The organism is Pseudomonas sp. P867, from assembly GCF_019891455.1.
Lineage (GTDB): Bacteria > Pseudomonadota > Gammaproteobacteria > Pseudomonadales > Pseudomonadaceae > Aquipseudomonas > Aquipseudomonas synxantha_A.
In genome coordinates this window covers 12421-31557 of record NZ_JAFLXB010000019.1, presented here as the reverse complement: position 1 = coordinate 31557, position 19137 = coordinate 12421, and the positions used below count along the sequence as shown (strand labels likewise).

16 protein-coding genes are annotated in these 19137 nt (G+C 60.3%); 10 read left to right on the top strand and 6 right to left on the bottom strand.

What is annotated here, in order from left to right; translation table 11 throughout:
• Positions 1-81: 81 nt before the first annotated feature.
• From rsmA to J1G33_RS25725, 4 genes are read right to left on the bottom strand one after another with little or no spacing between them, the layout of a single operon-like run.
• Complete coding sequence (rsmA, locus tag J1G33_RS25740) at positions 82-894, bottom strand: 16S rRNA (adenine(1518)-N(6)/adenine(1519)-N(6))-dimethyltransferase RsmA (protein ID WP_005792048.1); 813 nt, start codon at positions 892-894, stop codon at positions 82-84.
• The gene (pdxA, locus tag J1G33_RS25735; protein WP_078822479.1) at positions 891-1880 is read right to left on the bottom strand and encodes a 4-hydroxythreonine-4-phosphate dehydrogenase PdxA; all 990 of its coding nucleotides are present in this window, start codon (positions 1878-1880) and stop codon (positions 891-893) included. The genes rsmA and pdxA overlap by 4 nt, the downstream gene beginning before the upstream one ends.
• Positions 1877-3211: a peptidylprolyl isomerase gene (locus tag J1G33_RS25730; protein ID WP_143508490.1), complete on the bottom strand. Its 1335-nt coding sequence runs from the start codon at positions 3209-3211 to the stop codon at positions 1877-1879. Before J1G33_RS25730 ends, pdxA begins: the two co-directional genes overlap by 4 nt.
• Entirely contained in the window at positions 3192-6032 is a 2841-nt protein-coding gene (locus tag J1G33_RS25725) for an LPS-assembly protein LptD (RefSeq protein ID WP_223019019.1), read from the bottom strand. Before J1G33_RS25725 ends, J1G33_RS25730 begins: the two co-directional genes overlap by 20 nt.
• 130 nt (positions 6033-6162) lie before the next feature.
• Between J1G33_RS25725 and J1G33_RS25720 the strand changes: the two genes are divergently transcribed.
• The 3 genes from J1G33_RS25720 to J1G33_RS25710 are packed head-to-tail and all read left to right on the top strand — an operon-like array spanning position 6163 to position 8628.
• Positions 6163-7188, top strand: coding sequence for a phosphotransferase (locus J1G33_RS25720; protein ID WP_223019018.1), 1026 nt, complete (start codon positions 6163-6165; stop codon positions 7186-7188).
• Positions 7185-7859 carry an N-acetylmuramate alpha-1-phosphate uridylyltransferase MurU gene (murU, locus tag J1G33_RS25715; RefSeq protein ID WP_223019017.1) on the top strand — a complete coding sequence of 225 codons (675 nt, stop codon included), beginning with the start codon at positions 7185-7187 and terminating at the stop codon, positions 7857-7859. The genes J1G33_RS25720 and murU overlap by 4 nt, the downstream gene beginning before the upstream one ends.
• A gap of 1 nt (position 7860) precedes the next feature.
• Positions 7861-8628, top strand: coding sequence for a TerB family tellurite resistance protein (locus J1G33_RS25710; RefSeq protein WP_078822474.1), 768 nt, complete (start codon positions 7861-7863; stop codon positions 8626-8628).
• Positions 8629-8686: 58 nt separating this feature from the next.
• On the opposite strand, the gene J1G33_RS25705 is transcribed toward J1G33_RS25710, so the two are convergent.
• A complete protein-coding gene (locus J1G33_RS25705) occupies positions 8687-9661 on the bottom strand; it encodes an alpha/beta hydrolase family protein (protein WP_223019016.1) in 975 nt (324 codons plus the stop codon).
• A gap of 183 nt (positions 9662-9844) precedes the next feature.
• On the opposite strand from J1G33_RS25705, the gene J1G33_RS25700 reads away from it, so the two are divergent.
• From J1G33_RS25700 to trpE, 4 genes are all read left to right on the top strand, one after another.
• Positions 9845-10993, top strand: a complete 1149-nt coding sequence (locus tag J1G33_RS25700) for an iron-containing alcohol dehydrogenase (protein WP_103735234.1) — start codon at positions 9845-9847, stop codon at positions 10991-10993.
• Positions 10994-11077: 84 nt separating this feature from the next.
• Entirely contained in the window at positions 11078-11752 is a 675-nt protein-coding gene (gene rpe, locus J1G33_RS25695; RefSeq protein ID WP_005792031.1) for a ribulose-phosphate 3-epimerase, read from the top strand.
• Positions 11749-12567 carry a phosphoglycolate phosphatase gene (locus J1G33_RS25690; protein WP_005792030.1) on the top strand — a complete coding sequence of 273 codons (819 nt, stop codon included), beginning with the start codon at positions 11749-11751 and terminating at the stop codon, positions 12565-12567. Before rpe ends, J1G33_RS25690 begins: the two co-directional genes overlap by 4 nt.
• Before the next feature lie 69 nt (positions 12568-12636).
• Positions 12637-14118 carry an anthranilate synthase component I gene (gene trpE, locus J1G33_RS25685; protein WP_005792028.1) on the top strand — a complete coding sequence of 494 codons (1482 nt, stop codon included), beginning with the start codon at positions 12637-12639 and terminating at the stop codon, positions 14116-14118.
• Positions 14119-14240: 122 nt separating this feature from the next.
• Here the strand turns inward: trpE and estP are convergent, their stop codons facing one another.
• Positions 14241-16163: an esterase EstP gene (gene estP, locus J1G33_RS25680; protein ID WP_032879196.1), complete on the bottom strand. Its 1923-nt coding sequence runs from the start codon at positions 16161-16163 to the stop codon at positions 14241-14243.
• 410 nt (positions 16164-16573) lie between these two features.
• Here estP and J1G33_RS25675 point away from each other — a divergent pair, with 410 nt between their 5' ends.
• Genes J1G33_RS25675 through trpC form a run of 3 tightly spaced genes read left to right on the top strand, consistent with a single transcriptional unit; the run spans position 16574 to position 19059 of the window.
• Entirely contained in the window at positions 16574-17167 is a 594-nt protein-coding gene (locus tag J1G33_RS25675; RefSeq protein ID WP_032879198.1) for an aminodeoxychorismate/anthranilate synthase component II, read from the top strand.
• Positions 17168-17176: 9 nt separating this feature from the next.
• Positions 17177-18226: an anthranilate phosphoribosyltransferase gene (gene trpD / locus J1G33_RS25670; RefSeq protein WP_032879199.1), complete on the top strand. Its 1050-nt coding sequence runs from the start codon at positions 17177-17179 to the stop codon at positions 18224-18226.
• Complete coding sequence (gene trpC / locus J1G33_RS25665; RefSeq protein WP_032879200.1) at positions 18223-19059, top strand: indole-3-glycerol phosphate synthase TrpC; 837 nt, start codon at positions 18223-18225, stop codon at positions 19057-19059. The genes trpD and trpC overlap by 4 nt, the downstream gene beginning before the upstream one ends.
• Positions 19060-19137 lie beyond the last annotated feature (78 nt).

Sequence of the window (19137 nt, the reverse complement as noted above, 5' to 3'; positions counted from 1 at the left end):
GCGATGTGTCAGTTGAAAATGTATCCACTGATACTCCCCTATCGGGAGCAAGCCCCCTCCCACATTGGATCGCGTTGAGCCTTATCCTTCTGTCGGAGCTGGCTGAATCGCCAGTTGGTCAGCCAGGCGTACGAACGCGGCCAAGTCCAGCTGTTCGGGGCGCAGGCTGCCATCGACACCGGCAGCTTCGATTTCAGCGTTGCTCAGCAGGGCCTTGAGCGTGTTGCGCAGCGTCTTGCGGCGTTGGTTGAACGCTTCACGCACAACGCGCTCCAGCAGCTTGTGATCCTTGGCTGGGTGGGGCAGCACGGCATGCGGCACCAGGCGTACGATGGCTGAATCAACCTTCGGCGGCGGGTTGAACGCGCCCGGGCCGACGTTGAACAGGTGCTCCACGCGGCAATGATACTGGACCATGATCGACAAACGGCCCCAATCGCCACCGCCAGGGCCTGCGGCCAGGCGCTCCACCACTTCCTTCTGCAGCATGAAGTGCATGTCGCGGATGATCCCGGCGTTGTTCAGCAGGTGGAAAATCAGCGGTGTGGAGATGTTGTACGGCAGGTTGCCCACCACCCGCAGGCTATTGGGGGCGGCATTCAGGCTATTGAAGTCGAACTTCAGCGCATCACCCTGGTGCAGGTTGAAGTTGGGCTTGCCAGCGAACTGCTGGTTCAGGATCGGGATCAGGTCCTTGTCCAGTTCCACCACGTCCAGTTGCCCGCCGCTGGCAAGCAGGCCTTGGGTCAGCGCGCCCTGGCCCGGGCCGATTTCCAGCAGGCGGTCTTCTGGCTTGGCGTGGATGGAGCGCAGGATGCGGTCGATCACGCCCGCGTCGTGCAGGAAGTTCTGTCCGAAGCGCTTGCGCGCCCGGTGTTGGTAATGCTCAGTCATATACGGGTCTCGGCCATCTGATAGGCGGTTTCCAGGGCTACGTGCAGGCTGCCGGTATCGATCTTGCCGCTGCCCGCCAGGTCCAGGGCAGTGCCATGGTCGACGGAGGTGCGGATGATCGGCAGGCCCAGTGTCACGTTGACTGCAGCACCGAAGCCTTTGTACTTCAGCACGGGCAGCCCCTGGTCGTGGTACATCGCCAGCACTGCGTCGCAGTGCTCCAGATATTTGGGGGTAAACAGAGTGTCTGCAGGCAATGGGCCGCGCAGGTCCATGCCTTCTTGGCGCAGGCGCTCTAAGGTCGGTTCAATGATGTCGATTTCTTCATGGCCCAAGTGGCCGCCTTCACCGGCATGGGGGTTTAGCCCGCAGACCAGGATACGCGGTCGGGCAATGCCGAATTTGTGTTGCAGGTCGTCATGCAGGATGCGCGTGACGCGCTCTATGCGCTCGGCGGTGATGGCGTCGGCAATATCGCGCAGTGGCAGATGTGTGGTCACCAGCGCAACACGCAGGCCACGGGTCGCCAGCATCATCACGACCTGTTCGGTATGGGTCAGCTCGGCGAGGAATTCGGTATGGCCGGAAAACGCGATGCCGGATTCGTTGATCACGCCTTTATGCACGGGCGCGGTGATCATGCCGGCAAAGTCGCCGTCGATGCAGCCTTGCCCGGCGCGTGTCAGGGTTTCCAGCACAAAGGCTGCATTGGCCTTGTTCAGTTGCCCGGCGACCACCTTGGCCTGTAAAGGGGTGTCCCATACATACAGGCTGCCGGCCGGGGCGGGCAGGTCCGGCCAATTGCCCGGTGCCACTTCCAGCAAGTTGACAGCCACGCCCAACTGCGCGGCCCGCTCAAGGAGCAGGTCGCGGCTGGTAATGGCAATCAGGGGGTGTGGCTGAGGTTGCGAGGCGAGCAGCAGGCACAGGTCTGGACCAATGCCGGCCGGCTCGCCGGGTGTCACCGCGAAACGCTGGGGTTTCACTGGGTTGCCTGGTCGGTGCCTGTTTGCTCGGCGCCTGGCAGCTTGTTCTCTACGTAGGCTTCGTCACGGATCTGACGCAACCAGGTTTGCAGCTCTTCGTCGTATTTGCGGTTACGCAGCACGGTCAGGGCTTGCTGCTCGCGGGCCTGGTTGGTGTTGTCGGTGGCGCGACGGCCAAGGACTTCCAGGACATGCCAGCCGTATTGAGTCTTGAACGGCTTGGACAATACGCCTTGCGGTGTGTCGGCCATGACCTGTTGGAACTCGGGCACCAGGGCTTTCGGGTCGATCCAGTTCAAGTCGCCGCCGTTAAGGGCAGAACCAGGGTCTTCCGAGAAACTTTTGGCCAGGGTGGCGAAGTCTTCACCGCTTTCGATGCGGTCGTAGATCTTCTGCGCCAGTTCCTTGGTTTGTGCCTCGGTACGGATTTCGCTTGGTTTGACCAGGATGTGACGAACGTGTACTTCGTCTTTCAGCGAGGTCTCGCCGCCGCGCTTGCCCAGCAGCTTGAGGATAATGAAGCCACCTGGGGTACGTGCCGGTTGGGTGATGCCGCCGACTTCCATGGAGCTCAGCTCGCGATCGAACGGAGGCGGCAGCTGTGCGGCTTTACGCCAGCCCATGTCACCGCCGTCCAGTGCGTTATCGCTGCCGGAGACGGCAATGGCGGTCTGGGCAAAGTCAGCACCGGCTTTCAGGCGGTCGTACACCGCTTGGGTCTTGGCCGCAGCGGCATTCAGTTGCTCGGAGTTGGCGGCGTCAGGGGTAGGAATAAGAATATTGGCCAGGTGCAGTTCTTCGGAGAGCTGCATCTTGCCAAGGTCCGAGGCCAGGAAGTTCTTCACTTCCTGCTCCGATACCTGGACCCGTTCGGCCACACGGCGCTGGCGCACACGGCTGATGATCATCTCGCGCTTGATCTGGTCGCGGGCGTCCTCATAGGACAAGCCATCGTGAGCCAGGGCGGCGCGGAACTGATCAATGCTCATGTTGTTGCGTTGAGCGATGGTGCCGACGGCCTGGTTCAGCTCTTCGTCCGAAATCCGGATGCCGGAACGTTCGCCGATCTGCAACTGCAGGTTTTCGACGATCAGACGCTCCAGTACCTGGGGTTCCAGGACGCTGGTCGGCGGCACACCACCGCCACGCTTGGCGATGGTTTGCTGAACTTCCTTGACCCGTTGGTCCAGCTGGCTCTGCATGATCACGTCGTTGTCGACGATGGCCGCTACTTTATCCAGCTGTTGAACCGCGGCGTGTGCCGAAACAGTACCCAGGAACAGCGCGCCCAGCACTAGCGGGCGCAAACACTCAGAAAGCTTTGTCTTCACGTTCACGATAACCTTCAATGCCTTTGTCGAGGAAGCTCTCTACCTTGGCGCCGGTCAGGCCGCCGAGTCCTTTGAGGACGATCTGGAAGAAGAGCCCGTGGTCACCCTTTTCGTTAAGCGGGGCGATCTGGCTGTATTCGTCGTTGGAAACCCAATAGCGATTGATGACGCGCAGTTTCCAGCAGCAGTTGTCGTACTCGAAACCACCGAAGGCTTCCAGGGTGCGGTTGCGGGCATAGTCATACTGCCAGCGGGTGATCAGGTTCCACTGAGGAATGATCGGCCACATCATCGAGAAGTCGTGTTGCTGGATTTTGTAGTAATCCTTCACATAGTTCGGATCACTTGGTTGGCCGTAATCACCACCAAACTGCCATTTGCCGGTCAGCTGGTTGTAGACCACCTGGTCGTTGCGATAGCGATAGCCGAGGTTGACGACCTTGTTCGGGTTGTCTTCCGGCTGGTAGTGGAACATCGCGCTGCCCGAACGAGGGGCGTGGCTTTCCGGGTCCCAGTTGTAGTCGGCTGTTGCACGCCAATCGCGGTTGAAGCGGAACGCGTATTCCAGAGCGATAGGCGAGACGTTTGAGCGTGCATCGTCGCGATCAGCGGCCAATACACCCGGCAGTTGGACTTCGCGATCCTTGAAGTACACAGCCTGACCGACGGAAACACGCTGGCGTTCAAAGCCGTTTTCTTCGATCCAGCGGCTGGTTACGCCCAGGGAAAGCTTATTCTCATCACCGATCCTGTCTGACCCGCTGAAACGATTATCGCGGAACAGGGAGGAGTAGCTGAACGAGTACTCACCCGTATCGAAGACCGGAATATCGCTTTGATCTTTGTTTGGTACGTAAAGATAGAAGGCGCGAGGCTCAAGGGTCTGGTTGTAGTCCTTGCCGAACCAATTGGTGGTGCGGTCAAAGTAGAGGCCGCTGTCGATGCTGGCGATCGGGACTGCACGATCTTGTGAACTTTTGAACACGCCGCCGGCATAAGGGGCTGCGCCAGGCTGAGCAGCATCCTGCTGCGCGCGGACAATGTCACCCTTGCCTATGCTATCGAGGTCAAGATCATATTTGGTATAGACGTACTTGAGTTTCGGCGTAATGAAGCCATAGCTCCAGTTCATTGGGTACTCGACAGCGGGAGCTACGTTCAAGCGTGTTCCGTTTGCACGGGTCAGGCCGTTTACGTAGGTATCCAGGCGTCGTTCACCGATGGTGCCATCTTCGTTGAACGGCCCGCCGTCTTCATTGACCACATTACCCTTTCGAAGGTCTCGGTCAAATCTTACGGCTTCAGTCTCGTAGGAGAAGTTGAGCCCACCCGGGTGATACGGCAGTTGACCATTGAAGGTGATCTGCGGCAAACGGTCATACGGAGTGATCTGCGAAATCGTCGCCAATTGATACGACTGCAGATTCACGCGAGCTTGATAGCTGTCACCACGGTAGGTCACCGAGCCTTGCTGATTCAGGTAGTCCTGGCTCTCAACGCCTTCCTGATACGACTTCAAATCCTGGAAGTAGAACGGATCACTGATCTTGGTGTAATCGACCTGAGTCGTCAGGCGCGAATCCAACCCACCCTTATGCTGCCAATTGAGCATATAACGGGTTTTTTCGTAATCGGTCTGCTTCTTCCGCTCGTCGCTATCATCATTGAGATACGCCCCACCAAACTGGCCTTCACTCGACTTGGTCAGGTAGCGGAATTCGCCCTCCATCAACAAGCCGCGCTTGGTCATGTATTGCGGGTACAACGTGGCATCGTAGTTCGGTGCCAGGTTGAAGTAGTACGGCGTTACCAGCGTAAAGCCAGTCTCGCTGCCGGTGCTGAAGCTCGGCGGCAGGAAGCCGGATTGACGACGGTCGTCGATCGGGAAGTAGATGTACGGGGTGTACAGGATCGGGATGTTCTTGACCCGCAACGTCGCGTTGGTGGCCGTACCGAAACCGGTGGCCGGGTTCAACGTGATGTTGTTGCCCTTGAGCTGCCAGGCGTTGCTGTCCGGCTCGCAGGTGGTGTACGTACCGTCCTTGAGACGGATGATCGCGTTCTCGGCACGCTTGGCGTACAGGGCGTTACCGCGAATGCGCGACTTGTGCATCACGTATTCGGCGTTGTCGATCTGGGCGGCGCCGGTGTCGAGCTGGACCTGGGCATGGTCGCCCACGATCAGCGCGCCGTTGTCGCGCAGTCGCACCTTGCCGTTCAGCTCGCCACGGTTCTCGGCCTGGTACAGGCTGGCTTCGTCCGCTTCAAGCTGCATGCTGCCCTGGCGCATGACCACGTCACCGGCCAGGGTTGCGACCTGCTGTTCCTGCTCGTAACGCGAGGCCTTGGCACCGATGAAGGTCGGCGCATCGCTCTTGTCCGTCTTGTCGTTCATGCCAGGACGAGTCGGCTCGATGTAGGCGCCGCCGCAGTAAGGGCCGGTCTCGGCCAGCTGCGCTGCAGTCAGCTTGTCGCGAGGCACCCAGTCCAGGTGGCTGTAGTCGGCGCTGCGCGAGCGCAGGCCACGGCCCTTGGATTCGGTGACCAGCACGGTCTTGGGCTCGGCGTCGACGCTGCCGCCAGCCTTGCCTTGCGGCGTGCCGTTGGCCGAGCTGACGGCAGAACCGTCATGCACCGGGCGCGGTGGCAATGGGGCTGCGGCGGTCTTCGGCGCGCAATCCCAGGCACCCGAAGCAGAGACTGAGCAGTCATACTGTTCCGCGGCGACCACGAATGAGGTGGCGAAAGGTTGCAAGGCCAGCAGACTGCCGGTTACCAGCAACGGAAATTTTCTACGAAACGCGGGGGATTTCAATGCCATCTTATTAGTCCGGGCTTCCTGCGTGCCATCTGCCCGCGGTTTGGGCCGCACGCCTCTCGATGGTCTGAAAAAGATGCGTGATAATAAAGCATGCCCCGCTTGACGGCTAGCGCCGTCGGAGACCCTTGTAATGCCCGAGCAAGATCTACGTTTACAACAGCTGGAAGTCTGGCTGGATGAGCAGTTGCCGATCCTCTTCAACGCTCAGGACTGGGGCCCCGTACCCCCGGCCACATTGACCGCGGCCAGCAGCGACGCGAGTTTCAGGCGTTACTTCCGGTGGGAGGGCGGTGCCCATACGTTCGTCGTAATGGACGCGCCACCCCCCCAGGAAAACTGCAAACCTTTCGTCGATATCGCGCATTTGCTGGCGAAATCAGGAATAAATGTGCCAAAAATTTATGCAGAAGACTTGCCTCGTGGCTTTCTTTTGCTCAATGACCTGGGCAGAAAAACCTATCTGGATGTGATTGACGCTGAAAATGCCGATCAATTATTTGCCGATGCCATCGATGCGCTGCTGGCTTTCCAGCAATTGCCGATGGACGCACCATTGCCCAGCTACGACGTGGCCTTGTTGCGTCGCGAGCTGGAGTTATTCCCGGAATGGTATGTGCGCCGTCACCTGGGGATCGACTTCGACGCTGAGCAACAAGCCCTCTGGCAACGCGTCAGCGAAAAATTGATCGACAGTGCCCTGGCGCAGCCCAAGGTGCTGGTGCATCGCGACTATATGCCGCGCAACCTGATGATCAGTGAGCCGAACCCCGGCGTACTGGATTTTCAAGATGCAGTCTACGGCCCGGTGACTTATGACATTACCTGCCTGTTCAAGGACGCCTTCCTCAGTTGGCCCCAGGCGCGTGTGCGTGAATGGCAACACGGCTACTGGCAGCGCGCCGGGCAGTTGGGGATCCCGGTGCAGGACGACTTCGAAGACTTTCTGCGCGCCAGCGACCTGATGGGCGTGCAGCGTCATCTCAAGGTCATCGGTATTTTTTCGCGTATTTGCCACCGTGACGGCAAACCGCGCTACCTGGCCGACGTGCCGCGTTTCTTTGCTTATATAGACGCGGTGCTCGCCGACCGACCCGAGTTGAGCGAACTGGGCGAACTGCTCGCCAGCCTGCGCCAGCCCGCCGAGGCCATTGTATGAAGGCGATGATCCTTGCGGCGGGCAAGGGCGAGCGCATGCGTCCGCTCACCCTGCATACGCCCAAGCCGCTGGTGCAAGCCGGCGGCAAGCGGTTGATCGAGTATCACCTTGAAGCTTTGGCGAAGGCCGGCTTTACCGAGATCGTGATCAATCATGCCTGGCTAGGCCAGCAAATTGAGAAGTACTTGGGTGACGGCGCCCAGTTCGGGCTGCGCATCCGCTACTCGCCGGAGGGGGAGCCGCTGGAAACGGGGGGCGGGATATTCCAGGCGTTGCCGCTGCTGGGGGATGACCCCTTCCTGGTGGTCAATGGCGATATCTGGACTGACTACGATTTTACCCGCCTCGGGCAGCCGATCCAGGGCCTGGCGCACTTGGTGATGGTCGACAACCCTGAGCACCACCCGTCAGGCGGGGATTTCTACCTGGATAAAGGTCTGCTTCATGATGCCGCGCCCGGTGCCGATAACCTGACCTTCAGTGGCATTTCAGTGCTCGACCCCAAATTGTTCGCGGGTTGCAGCGCCGGTGCCTTCAAGTTGGCGCCGCTGTTGCGTGCGGCCATGGCTAAAGGTCTGGTAACGGGGGAGCACATGACGGGACGCTGGGTGGATGTCGGGACGCTGGAGCGTCTGGCGCAAGTCGAAACCTTGCTGACAGCGGAGCAGTAGGATGTTGTGGCCAGGGACGCTGATCGGCGCCGGGGCTGGCTTTGCCATTGCCAGTATTCCGGGGGCCTTGTTGGGTGCATTGCTGGGGCAGGCGCTGGATCGTCGTCTGCAACTGCACAGTTGGGCGCAGTTGCGTGAACGCCTGGGCGGGCGCCCGGCGTTGCGCAACGACGAGCTGTTGTTTGTACTGTTGGGGCGGTTGGCCAAGAGTAACGGCCGGGTTGTGGATGGGCATATCCAGCAGGCGCGTCAGGAGATGCGCGCGTTGGATATGTCCGAGCCGGCCCAGCGTCGCGCTATCAGCGCCTTCAACCGAGGCAAGTCTGGCAGCGACCGTGTGCGCAGCTACCTGCGTGTGCTCAAGGCGCAACCCCATGCGGCGGAAGGCGTGCTACGTGCCTGTTGGCGCATGGCCTGGGCGGACGGGCGGGCGGATGACGCCGAGCGCGACCTGATCGACCTGTGGGGCAAATGGCTGGGCTGGACGCCGCAACAACTCCAGGCACTGGCAACTGATTACGCGCCGCAGCGCAAGCCATTGGCCAATCGTGGCGGAGCCTATCAGGAGGCGTTGCGGGTTCTGGGTGTGACGGCGACCACTGAGCCCTCGGTGATCAAGCGTGCCTACCGTCGCCTCCTCAGCCGCCACCACCCGGACAAGATCGCCGGCACGGGCGCCAGCCCCGCACAAGTGCGTGAAGCCACCGAACGCACCCGGGAGCTGCATAACGCTTATGCATTGATTCGCGAGCGTCGGGATTTTCGCTGAGGCTGTCGGCCTGAGAGGCCCCTCCCACATTGTTTCTACAACAGGTTCGAAGGCATGATCAGTCTGCGCCGCCCTGCGGGCTGAGCCACCCGCGAACCCGCCGATACAACTGTTCCTGCTCTGCTGCGCTATTGCCGGGCAACGCCGTGAGCGATACCTGCTTGTAACCGTCATTCTTCGAGCGCTTGGCCGCCTGGATACGCTCCTGCGCGTTTTTGCGTTCCTGGGGGGCGTCTTGATAAAACACATCCGCCGTGGGCACCTTCAAGCTCGGCGCCAGTTGTTGCAGGTCCGGTTGGCGAGCTGCCGGCGTCTTCCCGGCCACCATGATCAGCTTCTGCACCTGGGATGGCTGTTTCTCGCTCAGGTAACGTGCGGCCCACCAGGCGCCGGTGCCGTGGCCGAGCAGCACCACACTGCGGGCGCTTTGGGTCTGGGCGAAGGCGACGGCGGCGTCGATGCGGTCGAAGATGCGCTTGGCGTCGGTCTTGTCCTGTTCATCTGCATCCGGCACCACCGCCGGATCAGTGCCTTCGGCCTCGGCGCTGGCGGCCTGTTCGACAGGTTTGGCGGCCGTGCTGCCGTCCTTGCTGCTGGTGTCGACCGCAGCTTTTGGCGGTTCGATGACCCGTGGCGGCAAGGTGTCTACATTTACGTCCGGCAGTGACAGGCTCAAGGTGCCCCAGGCCGCATCCGGTAACTTGCGCCGCAAGGGGGCGATTGCTTGCGGCCAGTCGGCGTTCTCCCCGGCGCCCGGTACGATAATCACCACACCTTCGGCCTCTGCGCCGTTGGCGGGTTTCCAAAGGGCCAGGAACGAATCGCTACCGGCTTGCAGCTGTTGTTGTTCCGGTTGCGGAATCTGGCGCTCCAGAGCGCTGGCTTGCGACTGGCTGCGCTCGGGCAGAGGTTGGCGCTCAGCAGGTTTTTCGGCAGCGGGCGCGGGCGCGTCGGCGGCGTGAGCAGGCAGGGCGCTGGCACATAGTAGCGACAGGCACAACGTTGGCAGTGCCGAACGGTGGAGAAAAAGCATCGTTAATTTCCGGCCATAAGTGATGTGAGCAGCCTAATGGGTTGGTCAGTATTTGTCAGTGATGTGGGGCGTGGTTTTCTGCCAGCAGGTTATCGGCGATGACCATTCAACCAGTGAATGGCAGACAACACGCGATGGGCAGCTATTCTTGTGCCAGCCCATCATTCATAAGAGGCCGCGCACATGAGTACTTCCTCATTCAAGATCGCCCATAAACTGCTGACCGGCGCGGGCGCCATCGAGCAATTGGCCGCGGAACTGACCCGGCTGGATGTGGATAACCCGCTGATCGTCACCGATGCGGCCCTGGTCAAGTCTGGCACTGTGGCCCTGGCCCTCGAACAGCTGGGCGATCGTGCTTACGAAATCTTCGATCGCGTACTGCCCGACCCGGAAATCGCCATCGTTGAAGACTGCATGCGTGCGTACCGCGAAGGCGGGCATGACGGCCTCATTGGTGTGGGCGGCGGCAGTGCCATCGATATCGCCAAGAGCGTGGCGGCGTATGCCGGCTACCACGGTGCGCTGGCGGATTTGTTCGGGGTCGACCAGGTGCCGCGCAAGGGCCCGCCGCTGATCGCCATCCCGACCACGGCGGGCACCGGTTCGGAGGTGACCAATGTGGCGATCCTCTCCGACAAGGCCGCACAGCTGAAAAAAGGCATCGTCAGCGACTACCTGCTGCCGGATGTCGCGCTGATCAGCCCACAAATGACTCTGACCTGCCCGCGCAGTGTCACCGCGGCCAGTGGTGTGGACGCCTTGGTGCATGCCATTGAGTCCTATCTGTCACTGAACGCCTCGCCGATCACCGACGCCCTGGCCATCGGCGCCATCAAGCTGATTGCCAACGCGCTGCCCAAGGCTTACGCCAACCCGGCCAACCTGCAGGCCCGTGATGACATGGCGACCGCCAGCCTCATGGCCGGCATGGCATTCGGGAATGCCGGAGTCGGTGCCGTGCATGCGCTGGCTTACCCGTTGGGCGGGCGTTTCAATATTGCCCATGGTGTGAGCAATGCGCTGTTGCTGCCGTACGTCATGCATTGGAACAAGTTGGCCTGCGTCGAACGTATGCAGGATATTGCCCAAGCCATGGGCGTGAATGTGACGGGGCTGAGTGTCAACGAGGCTGCCGACCAGGCCGTGGAGGCAATGACGCGACTATGCGCCGCCGTCGAGATCCCCGCCGGGCTGCGCAGTTTCGGGGTGCCCGAAGACGCCATTGCGGCCATGGCCACGGAAGCTGCGGGTATCGAGCGCCTGATGCGCAATAACCCGCGTCAGCTCAGTGCGGCCGATATCGAGAAAATCTACCGGGCGGCTTACTAACCGTTGAGTTAGGTCACGGTGCGCGCAGCAAAGCATGAGGTATACAATGCGCGCCATCGTGATTTAGCTCAAAAAAGGTGCGTCATGCAGCCCTTCGTCATTGCTCCATCGATTCTCTCCGCCGACTTCGCCCGCCTGGGTGAGGAGGTGGACAAGGTGTTGGCCGCGGGTGCCGACTTCGTGCACTTCGATGTCATGGACAACCACTACGTACCCAACCTGACCATAGGCCCGATGGTCTGCGCAGCGCTGCGCAAATACGGCATCACCGCGCCGATCGACGCCCACCTGATGGTCAGCCCCGTGGACCGCATCATCGGTGACTTCATCGAGGCCGGCGCGACCTACATTACCTTCCACCCGGAAGCCACGCTGCACGTCGACCGCACCCTGCAACTGATCCGCGAAGGCGGCTGCAAGGCGGGCTTGGTGTTCAACCCAGCCACTCCGCTGAACGTACTTGAGTACGTGATGGACAAGGTCGACATGGTGCTGCTGATGAGCGTCAACCCAGGTTTCGGCGGGCAGAAATTCATCCCGGGCACCCTGAACAAGCTGCGTGAAGCGCGAGCGCTGATCGACGCCTCAGGGCGCGATATCCGCCTGGAGATCGACGGCGGCGTCAACGTCAACAATATTCGTGAAATCGCTGCCGCCGGCGCCGATACCTTCGTGGCAGGCTCGGCGATCTTCAACGCACCGGACTACCAGGCCGTCATCGACACGATGCGTGCCGAACTGGCGCTGACGCGTCCATGAGCGGCTTCGAGCAGCTGTTCCCCGGCAAGCTGCCACGGCTGGTGATGTTCGATCTGGACGGTACGCTGATCGACTCGGTGCCTGACCTGGCAGCGGCGGTGGACCAGATGCTGCTCAAACTGGGGCGCAAGCCGGCGGGGATCGAGTCGGTGCGCGAGTGGGTCGGCAACGGCGCGCCGATGCTGGTGCGCCGAGCCCTGGCCAACAATATCGACGCTTCGGGTGTCGATGAGGTGGAAGCCGAGCACGCTCTGGAGCTGTTCAATGTCGCGTACGAAAACGGCCACGAACTCACCGTGGTCTACCCCGGCGTGCGTGACACTCTCAAATGGCTGAGCAAGCAGGGTGTGGAAATGGCCTTGATCACCAACAAGCCGGAGCGCTTTGTCGCGCCGCTGTTGGACCAGATGAAAATCGGCCGTTATTTTCGCTGGATCATCGGTGGTGATACCTTGCCGCAGAAGAAGCCTGACCCGGCCGCACTGTTCTTTGTGATGAAAATGGCGAATATCCCGGCGTCCCAGTCATTGTTTGTCGGCGATTCGCGCAGTGATGTACTGGCGGCAAAAGCTGCAGGCGTACAGTGCGTAGCCTTGAGCTACGGCTACAACCACGGGCGCCCGATTGCCGAAGAGTCGCCGGCGCTGGTGATTGATGATCTGCGCCTGCTAATCCCCGGTTGCCTGGGAGCGGGCGCTGAGATAACGTTGCCCGACATTGATCCGTCCCCTTCTGGAAACGCCATCGTGGTGGTCACTCGCAAACTCTGGATGAAAGTCATCAAGGCCCTGGCCCGCTGGCGTTGGCGCGCCTGACTGATTCTCGCCGCGCTGCGGCACGTTTGCCTACCTGACCGTTTGACCCTCAAGCCACGAGGCTCCCCCATGATCCGTGAAGAATTCCTGCGTTTGGCCGCTGCCGGCTATAACCGTATTCCCCTGGCCTGCGAAACCCTGGCCGACTTCGACACGCCGTTGTCGATTTATCTGAAGCTTGCCGATGCGCCCAACTCTTACCTGCTCGAATCGGTACAGGGCGGCGAGAAATGGGGCCGTTACTCGATCATCGGCCTGCCATGCCGCACGGTGCTGCGCGTGCACGACCATCATGTCAGCATCACCCACGATGGCGTAGAGATCGAAAGCCATGACGTTGAAGACCCGCTGGCCTTCGTCGAAGCGTTCAAGGCGCGCTACAACGTACCGACCATTGCCGGCCTGCCGCGTTTCAACGGTGGCCTGGTGGGGTATTTCGGCTATGACTGCGTGCGCTATGTCGAAAAGCGTCTTGGGAAATGTCCGAACCCAGACCCATTGGGTGTGCCGGACATATTGCTGATGGTCTCCGACGCAGTAGTGGTGTTCGACAACCTTGCCGGCAAGATGCATGCGATTGTCCTTGCCGACCCTGCTCAAGCGGATGCCTTCGAGCAAGGCCAGGCCAGTCTGCAGGCGCTGCTGGAAAAACTCCGCCAGCCGATCACCCCGCGTCGCGGCCTTGACCTGAGCCGCCCACCTGCGGCCGACCCGGTGTTTCGCTCCAGCTTTACGCAGGATGACTACGAGCGCGCAGTCGATACCATCAAGCAATACATCCTCGCCGGTGACTGCATGCAAGTGGTGCCGTCACAACGCATGTCCATCGACTTCAAGGCCGCGCCGATCGACCTGTACCGTGCGCTGCGGTGCTTCAACCCGACGCCGTATATGTACTTCTTCAACTTTGGCGACTTCCACGTGGTGGGCAGCTCGCCGGAAGTGCTGGTGCGCGTCGAAGATAACCTGATCACCGTACGCCCGATTGCCGGCACACGCCCACGTGGCGCAACCGAAGAGGCAGACCTGGCGCTGGAAGAAGACCTGCTCAGCGATGACAAGGAAATCGCCGAGCACCTGATGCTGATCGACCTGGGGCGCAATGACACCGGGCGTGTTTCAGAAATCGGTTCGGTGAAGTTGACCGAGAAGATGGTCATCGAGCGCTACTCCAACGTGATGCACATCGTGTCCAACGTGACTGGCGAACTGAAGGCCGGGCTGACGGCGATGGATGCACTGCGCGCGATTTTGCCGGCGGGCACCTTGTCGGGCGCACCGAAAATCCGTGCGATGGAAATCATCGACGAACTGGAGCCGGTCAAGCGTGGCGTGTATGGCGGTGCCGTCGGTTACTTCGCCTGGAACGGCAATATGGACACTGCGATCGCGATCCGCACCGCGGTGATCAAGGATGGCGAACTGCATGTACAGGCCGGTGGCGGGATTGTGGCGGACTCGGTGCCGGCCCTTGAGTGGGAAGAAACCTTGAACAAGCGCCGGGCGATGTTTCGTGCTGTGGCGCTGGCAGAGCAAACCCCACAAGACTAAAGCTGGAATAAAAAGTGTGGGAGCGGGCTTGCCCGCGATGGCGGTGTATCAGTCGAGATATTCAGTGACTGATCCACCGCCATCGCAGGCAAGCCAGCTCCCACATTTGTTTTGCGTGGTATTTAGAAATCCAGACTCACCCCCACATTGACCCCTTGCTGGGTCAGGTTGTCATCCTTCCTCACGTTATATGCCGCCCGCAACGCCAGCTCCTGAGTCAGTTTGTGGCTGACCCCAAGGCTCAAACGGTCAGAGTTGCTGCGAGGCGTGTAGCCGTCCAGCTTGAAGTCGATCCCCTGAACACTGTTGAGCGAAATGTTCACCTTCTGGGTGTCATTTTCGAACTCATGCTCGTGGGCCACTTCGCCAAATACCTGGGTTTGCGGGGTGATGCGGTAGCTACCTTGCAGGCCGACGCCCAGGCGCCTGGAGTCGCGTTGTTGGTCATCAAAGGTCAGTGCGGTGGAGCGACTGTTTTTCTCCGAGTAGCCATTCACTTCGACGCGTGCGTAATCGGCGCTGACGAAGGGTGACAGGTGCCAATCGCTACCCGGTGCAGCAAGGTCGTAACCCAAGCGAGCGCTCAAGGCCCAGAGCCAACCGTCGGTGTCGCCTTTCTCGGACGCTTCGTTGACGCCCAGGGCGAACTTGCGTTTGAGGCTGTCGAAGTCCAGCTTGCCACCCGTTAACGCGGCGTCGGCCCACCACTGATTGTGCTGATATTGCGCGAATGCCGTGCCCATGTAGCTGTTGAGCTTGTAGTCCGAGTCGCTGGCCCCGGCTTCGAGTGTCTGCCGGTACAGGCCGGCTGCAACGCCCACACGCCAATTGTCATCAAGCCGGTAGCTGCCACCGATATTCAGGTTATAGCCGCTGCCGTCACCACTGGCTGAACTGCTCTGATCATCGAAGTCCAGGCGCTGACCGCCGCCGGCCACGATTGCGCGCCATTGGCCGACGGCTTGCCAGTGGCCGTTGTCTGCTTGCCATTGGTTGCGTAGTTCGTCCTGATGGGCGCGCAACGTGCCTTGGGCCATTTCCGGCAGCAAGGTCAGCTCCCAGGGCGCTGCGAGCAGCGAGTAAGCATAGTCGGCGATCAGCTGTTGCCCGGCTACGGTGGGGTGGACCGAGTCGTTATAGACCAGCTTGGTCGGGTCCGGGTTGGTACCGCCGATGCCATAGACCGGGTTGGCGGTGCAGCTGTTGCCGCTGAAGCAGGTGGCGGTCAGGTTTTGCCCGGTTGCGAGGCCGAAGCGCGCAGGATCGGCGAAGGCTTCGTTCAATAGCAGCGGGATGTTCAGTGGAATAACCTGGGCATCGATTTGCGACAGGCGCTGTACCAGCGATTGGTTGAAAATATTGCTCAGGGCAGAGGTCGCGGCCTGCTGTGGGGTGCCGTTGATGGCGGGCGTCAGCCCCAGGTCGGGCAGCATCCACACCATGATGTAACGCGCACCGGCTTGCTGCAGCACTTGGGCACTGTCGGCCAGTCTCCCACCTGCGGCGACTGCTTGCGCGGGGCTGAGCACGCGGCCTTGAAGGAAGTCATTGCCACCACCGGAAAGGAAGTAGAGCGCGTTCGGGTCGGCTCGTCCGCCGTTAGCCGGTAGATAGCCCTGGCGACTACGCAACACTGTGCCACCGCCAGGATTTCCGGGTGGGATCGCGGCGTTGGAGACCGAGGTAATAGAGTCCAGGATGTTATCGGTGCGGTAGCCACCGACCGCCCAGTTGCTTCCATCTGGCAAGCCTTGGGCCGCCCGAACCGGTGAGGTGGAGGCATTCAAGTCGTTGGGGGCCACACCCAGTTTGGTGCCCAACAGGGTTGATGAAACCAGGCCGTACTCACCCTGGAAGTTTGGACCTGTCCGGTTGGTAAAACGTAGTGTCGAGCCATTCGAACCATCGGGGAACTGGCCTGCATCGGCCAGGCTGTCGCCGAAAACCACCATGGCTGAATAAGGTGACGGGGCGGCAAAGGCTTGGGTGCAGGCCAGTGCCAAGAGGCAGCCGGCAAGGGGTGTGAAAAACGCTGGTTTGAGCATGAGAATTCCATTTGGTTGTTTTTATGCAGGAAACGAAACACTAGCAAAACTTCCGGCATTTTCTTTAGAGATATGCGGAATGCGTCTACGCAGGCCCCCGTATTTGCTGCTCCATATTGCACCGCTGGCGAGGCTACGTTACTGTGCCTGAACGTATGAATGAGACCCTCCCCGTGTTGATCATCAGCAAACTCTTGATGCGAGTAGTCAAGGCACACGCCCGTTGGCGTTGGCGCGCCTGACATTTTTCTCTGCCGGCCTGGCCGGACCTGTACCGATCTGCCTTCTTCACCCTGTGTCTGACGCCCCTTGCCGGCCAACCCCGGCAACCGGAACGTGCGTTTGGCAGCGGGTTACCCTTCTGGAAGGCGGTCATTTGAAATCAGTGAATTCAAGAGGTTTGAACCCACATGTTGCTGATGATTGATAACTACGATTCCTTTACCTACAACGTTGTGCAGTACCTGGGCGAGCTGGGTGCGGATGTCAAGGTGGTGCGCAATGATGAGCTGACCGTTGCGCAAATCGCCGCCCTGAACCCTGAGCGCATTGTGGTTTCGCCTGGCCCTTGCACGCCGACCGAGGCGGGTATCTCGCTGGAAGCCATCCAGTATTTCGCCGGTAAGCTGCCGATCCTGGGTGTGTGCCTGGGTCACCAGTCCATTGGTCAGGCGTTTGGCGGCGATGTGGTGCGTGCGCGTCAGGTGATGCATGGCAAGACCAGCCCGGTGTTCCATAAGGACCTTGGTGTATTCCAAGGCCTGAACATGCCGGTGACGGTGACCCGTTACCACTCGCTGGTGGTCAAGCGTGACACCTTGCCTGAATGCCTGGAACTGACCGCCTGGACCCAGTTGGAAGACGGTTCGGTCGACGAGATCATGGGCCTGCGTCACAAGACACTGAACATCGAAGGGGTGCAGTTTCACCCTGAATCAATCCTGACCGAGCAGGGCTACGAGCTGTTCGCCAACTTTCTCAAGCAGAGCGGCGGCACGCGCTAAGGACTTTTCATGGATATCAAGACTGCCCTGAGCCGTATCGTCGGCCATCTGGACCTGAGCACCGCTGAAATGAGCGATGTGATGCGCGAAATCATGACCGGTCAATGCACCGACGCGCAGATCGGCGCCTTTATGATGGCAATGCGCATGAAGAGCGAGAGCATCGACGAAATCGTCGGCGCCGTCTCGGTGATGCGCGAGCTGGCGGACAAGGTTGAGCTCAAGACCCTCGACGGCGTCGTCGATGTGGTCGGCACCGGCGGTGACGGTGCGAATATTTTCAACGTATCGACAGCGTCATCCTTCGTGGTGGCCGCCGCTGGTTGCACCGTTGCCAAGCACGGTAACCGCGCGGTGTCCGGCAAGAGCGGCAGTGCCGACTTGCTGGAAGCGGCCGGCATCTATCTGAATCTCACGCCTGTGCAAGTCGCGCGCTGTATCGACAGCGTTGGCATAGGCTTCATGTTTGCCCAATCTCATCACGGCGCCATGAAACACGCGGCCGGCCCGCGCAAGGACCTTGGCCTGCGTACCCTGTTCAACATGCTTGGCCCGCTTACGAATCCGGCCGGTGTGAAGCATCAGGTGGTGGGAGTGTTCAGCCAGGCGTTGTGCCGGCCGCTGGCCGAAGTCTTGCAACGCTTGGGCAGCAAGCATGTGCTGGTAGTGCATTCCAAAGACGGCCTGGACGAGTTCAGCCTGGCGGCGCCGACCTTTGTTGCAGAGCTGAAAAACGACGAGGTCATCGAATACTGGGTCGAGCCTGAAGACTTGGGCATGAAAAGCCAGAGTTTGCACGGTCTGGCAGTGGAGAGCCCGGCAGCTTCGCTGGAACTGATTCGCGATGCCCTGGGGCGTCGCAAAACCGAAAACGGTCAGAAAGCTGCGGAAATGATCGTTCTGAATGCTGGCGCGGCACTTTACGCAGCCGACCATGCCTATAGTCTTAAGGAAGGTGTCGCGTTGGCCCACGATGCGCTGCACACCGGTCTGGCTCGAGAGAAGCTCGAAGAGCTGGGTGCATTCACTGCCGTATTCAAGATGGAGAATGAGGGATGAGTGTGCCAACCGTTCTGGAAAAGATCCTGGCCCGCAAGGCCGAGGAAGTGGCCGAACGCCGCGCCCGTGTGAGCCTGGCTGAGCTTGAGGCGCAGGCTAAAACTGCTGATGCGCCGCGTGGCTTTGCCAATGCTCTGATCGCCCAGGCCAAGCTCAAGCAACCGGCAGTGATCGCCGAGGTCAAGAAAGCCTCGCCGAGCAAAGGCGTGATCCGCGAAAACTTCGTACCAGCTGAAATCGCCGTCAGCTATGAGAAGGGCGGGGCGACTTGTCTGTCTGTGTTGACCGATATCGACTACTTCCAGGGTTGCGACCTATTCCTGCAACAAGCTCGCGCGGCGTGCAAGTTGCCGGTGATCCGCAAGGATTTCATGGTTGACCCGTACCAGATCGTCGAAGCCCGTGCTCTGGGCGCCGACTGCGTATTGCTGATCGTCTCGGCGCTGGATGACGTGAAGATGGCGGAGTTGGCGGCCGTGGCCAAAAGTGTCGGCCTGGATGTGTTGGTTGAGGTGCATGACGGCGATGAGCTGGAGCGCGCATTGAAAACCCTCGACACCCCGCTGGTGGGGGTCAACAACCGTAACCTGCATACCTTTGAAGTCAGCCTGGAAAATACCCTGGATCTGTTGCCGCGTATTCCTCGCGACCGCCTGGTGATTACCGAGAGTGGCATCGTCAACCGTGCCGATGTGGAACTGATGGAAATCAGCGGCGTTTACTCATTCCTGGTGGGCGAGACATTTATGCGCGCCGAGAACCCGGGAGCAGAACTGCAGCGCCTGTTCTTTCCGGAGCGCGGTACGACGATCAGCAGTTCGACATTGGATTGATGTGAAATACGCTCGAAACTGTGGGAGCTGGCTTGCCTGCGATAGCGGCGGGTCAGCCAACCTCTGTGTAGCTGACAC

Bases quoted from the DNA above. Each gene is read 5' to 3' on its own strand.
- J1G33_RS25720 (WP_223019018.1), top strand. From the start codon at position 6,163: ATGCCCGAGCAAGATCTACGTTTACAACAGCTGGAAGTCTGGCTGGAT.
- murU (WP_223019017.1), top strand. From the start codon at position 7,185: ATGAAGGCGATGATCCTTGCGGCGGGCAAGGGCGAGCGCATGCGTCCG.
- J1G33_RS25675 (WP_032879198.1), top strand. From the start codon at position 16,574: ATGTTGCTGATGATTGATAACTACGATTCCTTTACCTACAACGTTGTG.
- J1G33_RS25690 (WP_005792030.1), top strand. From the start codon at position 11,749: ATGAGCGGCTTCGAGCAGCTGTTCCCCGGCAAGCTGCCACGGCTGGTG.
- trpE (WP_005792028.1), top strand. From the start codon at position 12,637: ATGATCCGTGAAGAATTCCTGCGTTTGGCCGCTGCCGGCTATAACCGT.
- estP (WP_032879196.1), bottom strand. From the start codon at position 16,163: ATGCTCAAACCAGCGTTTTTCACACCCCTTGCCGGCTGCCTCTTGGCA.
- rpe (WP_005792031.1), top strand. From the start codon at position 11,078: ATGCAGCCCTTCGTCATTGCTCCATCGATTCTCTCCGCCGACTTCGCC.
- J1G33_RS25725 (WP_223019019.1), bottom strand. From the start codon at position 6,032: ATGGCATTGAAATCCCCCGCGTTTCGTAGAAAATTTCCGTTGCTGGTA.
- J1G33_RS25705 (WP_223019016.1), bottom strand. From the start codon at position 9,661: ATGCTTTTTCTCCACCGTTCGGCACTGCCAACGTTGTGCCTGTCGCTA.
- rsmA (WP_005792048.1), bottom strand. From the start codon at position 894: ATGACTGAGCATTACCAACACCGGGCGCGCAAGCGCTTCGGACAGAAC.
- J1G33_RS25710 (WP_078822474.1), top strand. From the start codon at position 7,861: ATGTTGTGGCCAGGGACGCTGATCGGCGCCGGGGCTGGCTTTGCCATT.
- trpD (WP_032879199.1), top strand. From the start codon at position 17,177: ATGGATATCAAGACTGCCCTGAGCCGTATCGTCGGCCATCTGGACCTG.
- J1G33_RS25700 (WP_103735234.1), top strand. From the start codon at position 9,845: ATGAGTACTTCCTCATTCAAGATCGCCCATAAACTGCTGACCGGCGCG.
- trpC (WP_032879200.1), top strand. From the start codon at position 18,223: ATGAGTGTGCCAACCGTTCTGGAAAAGATCCTGGCCCGCAAGGCCGAG.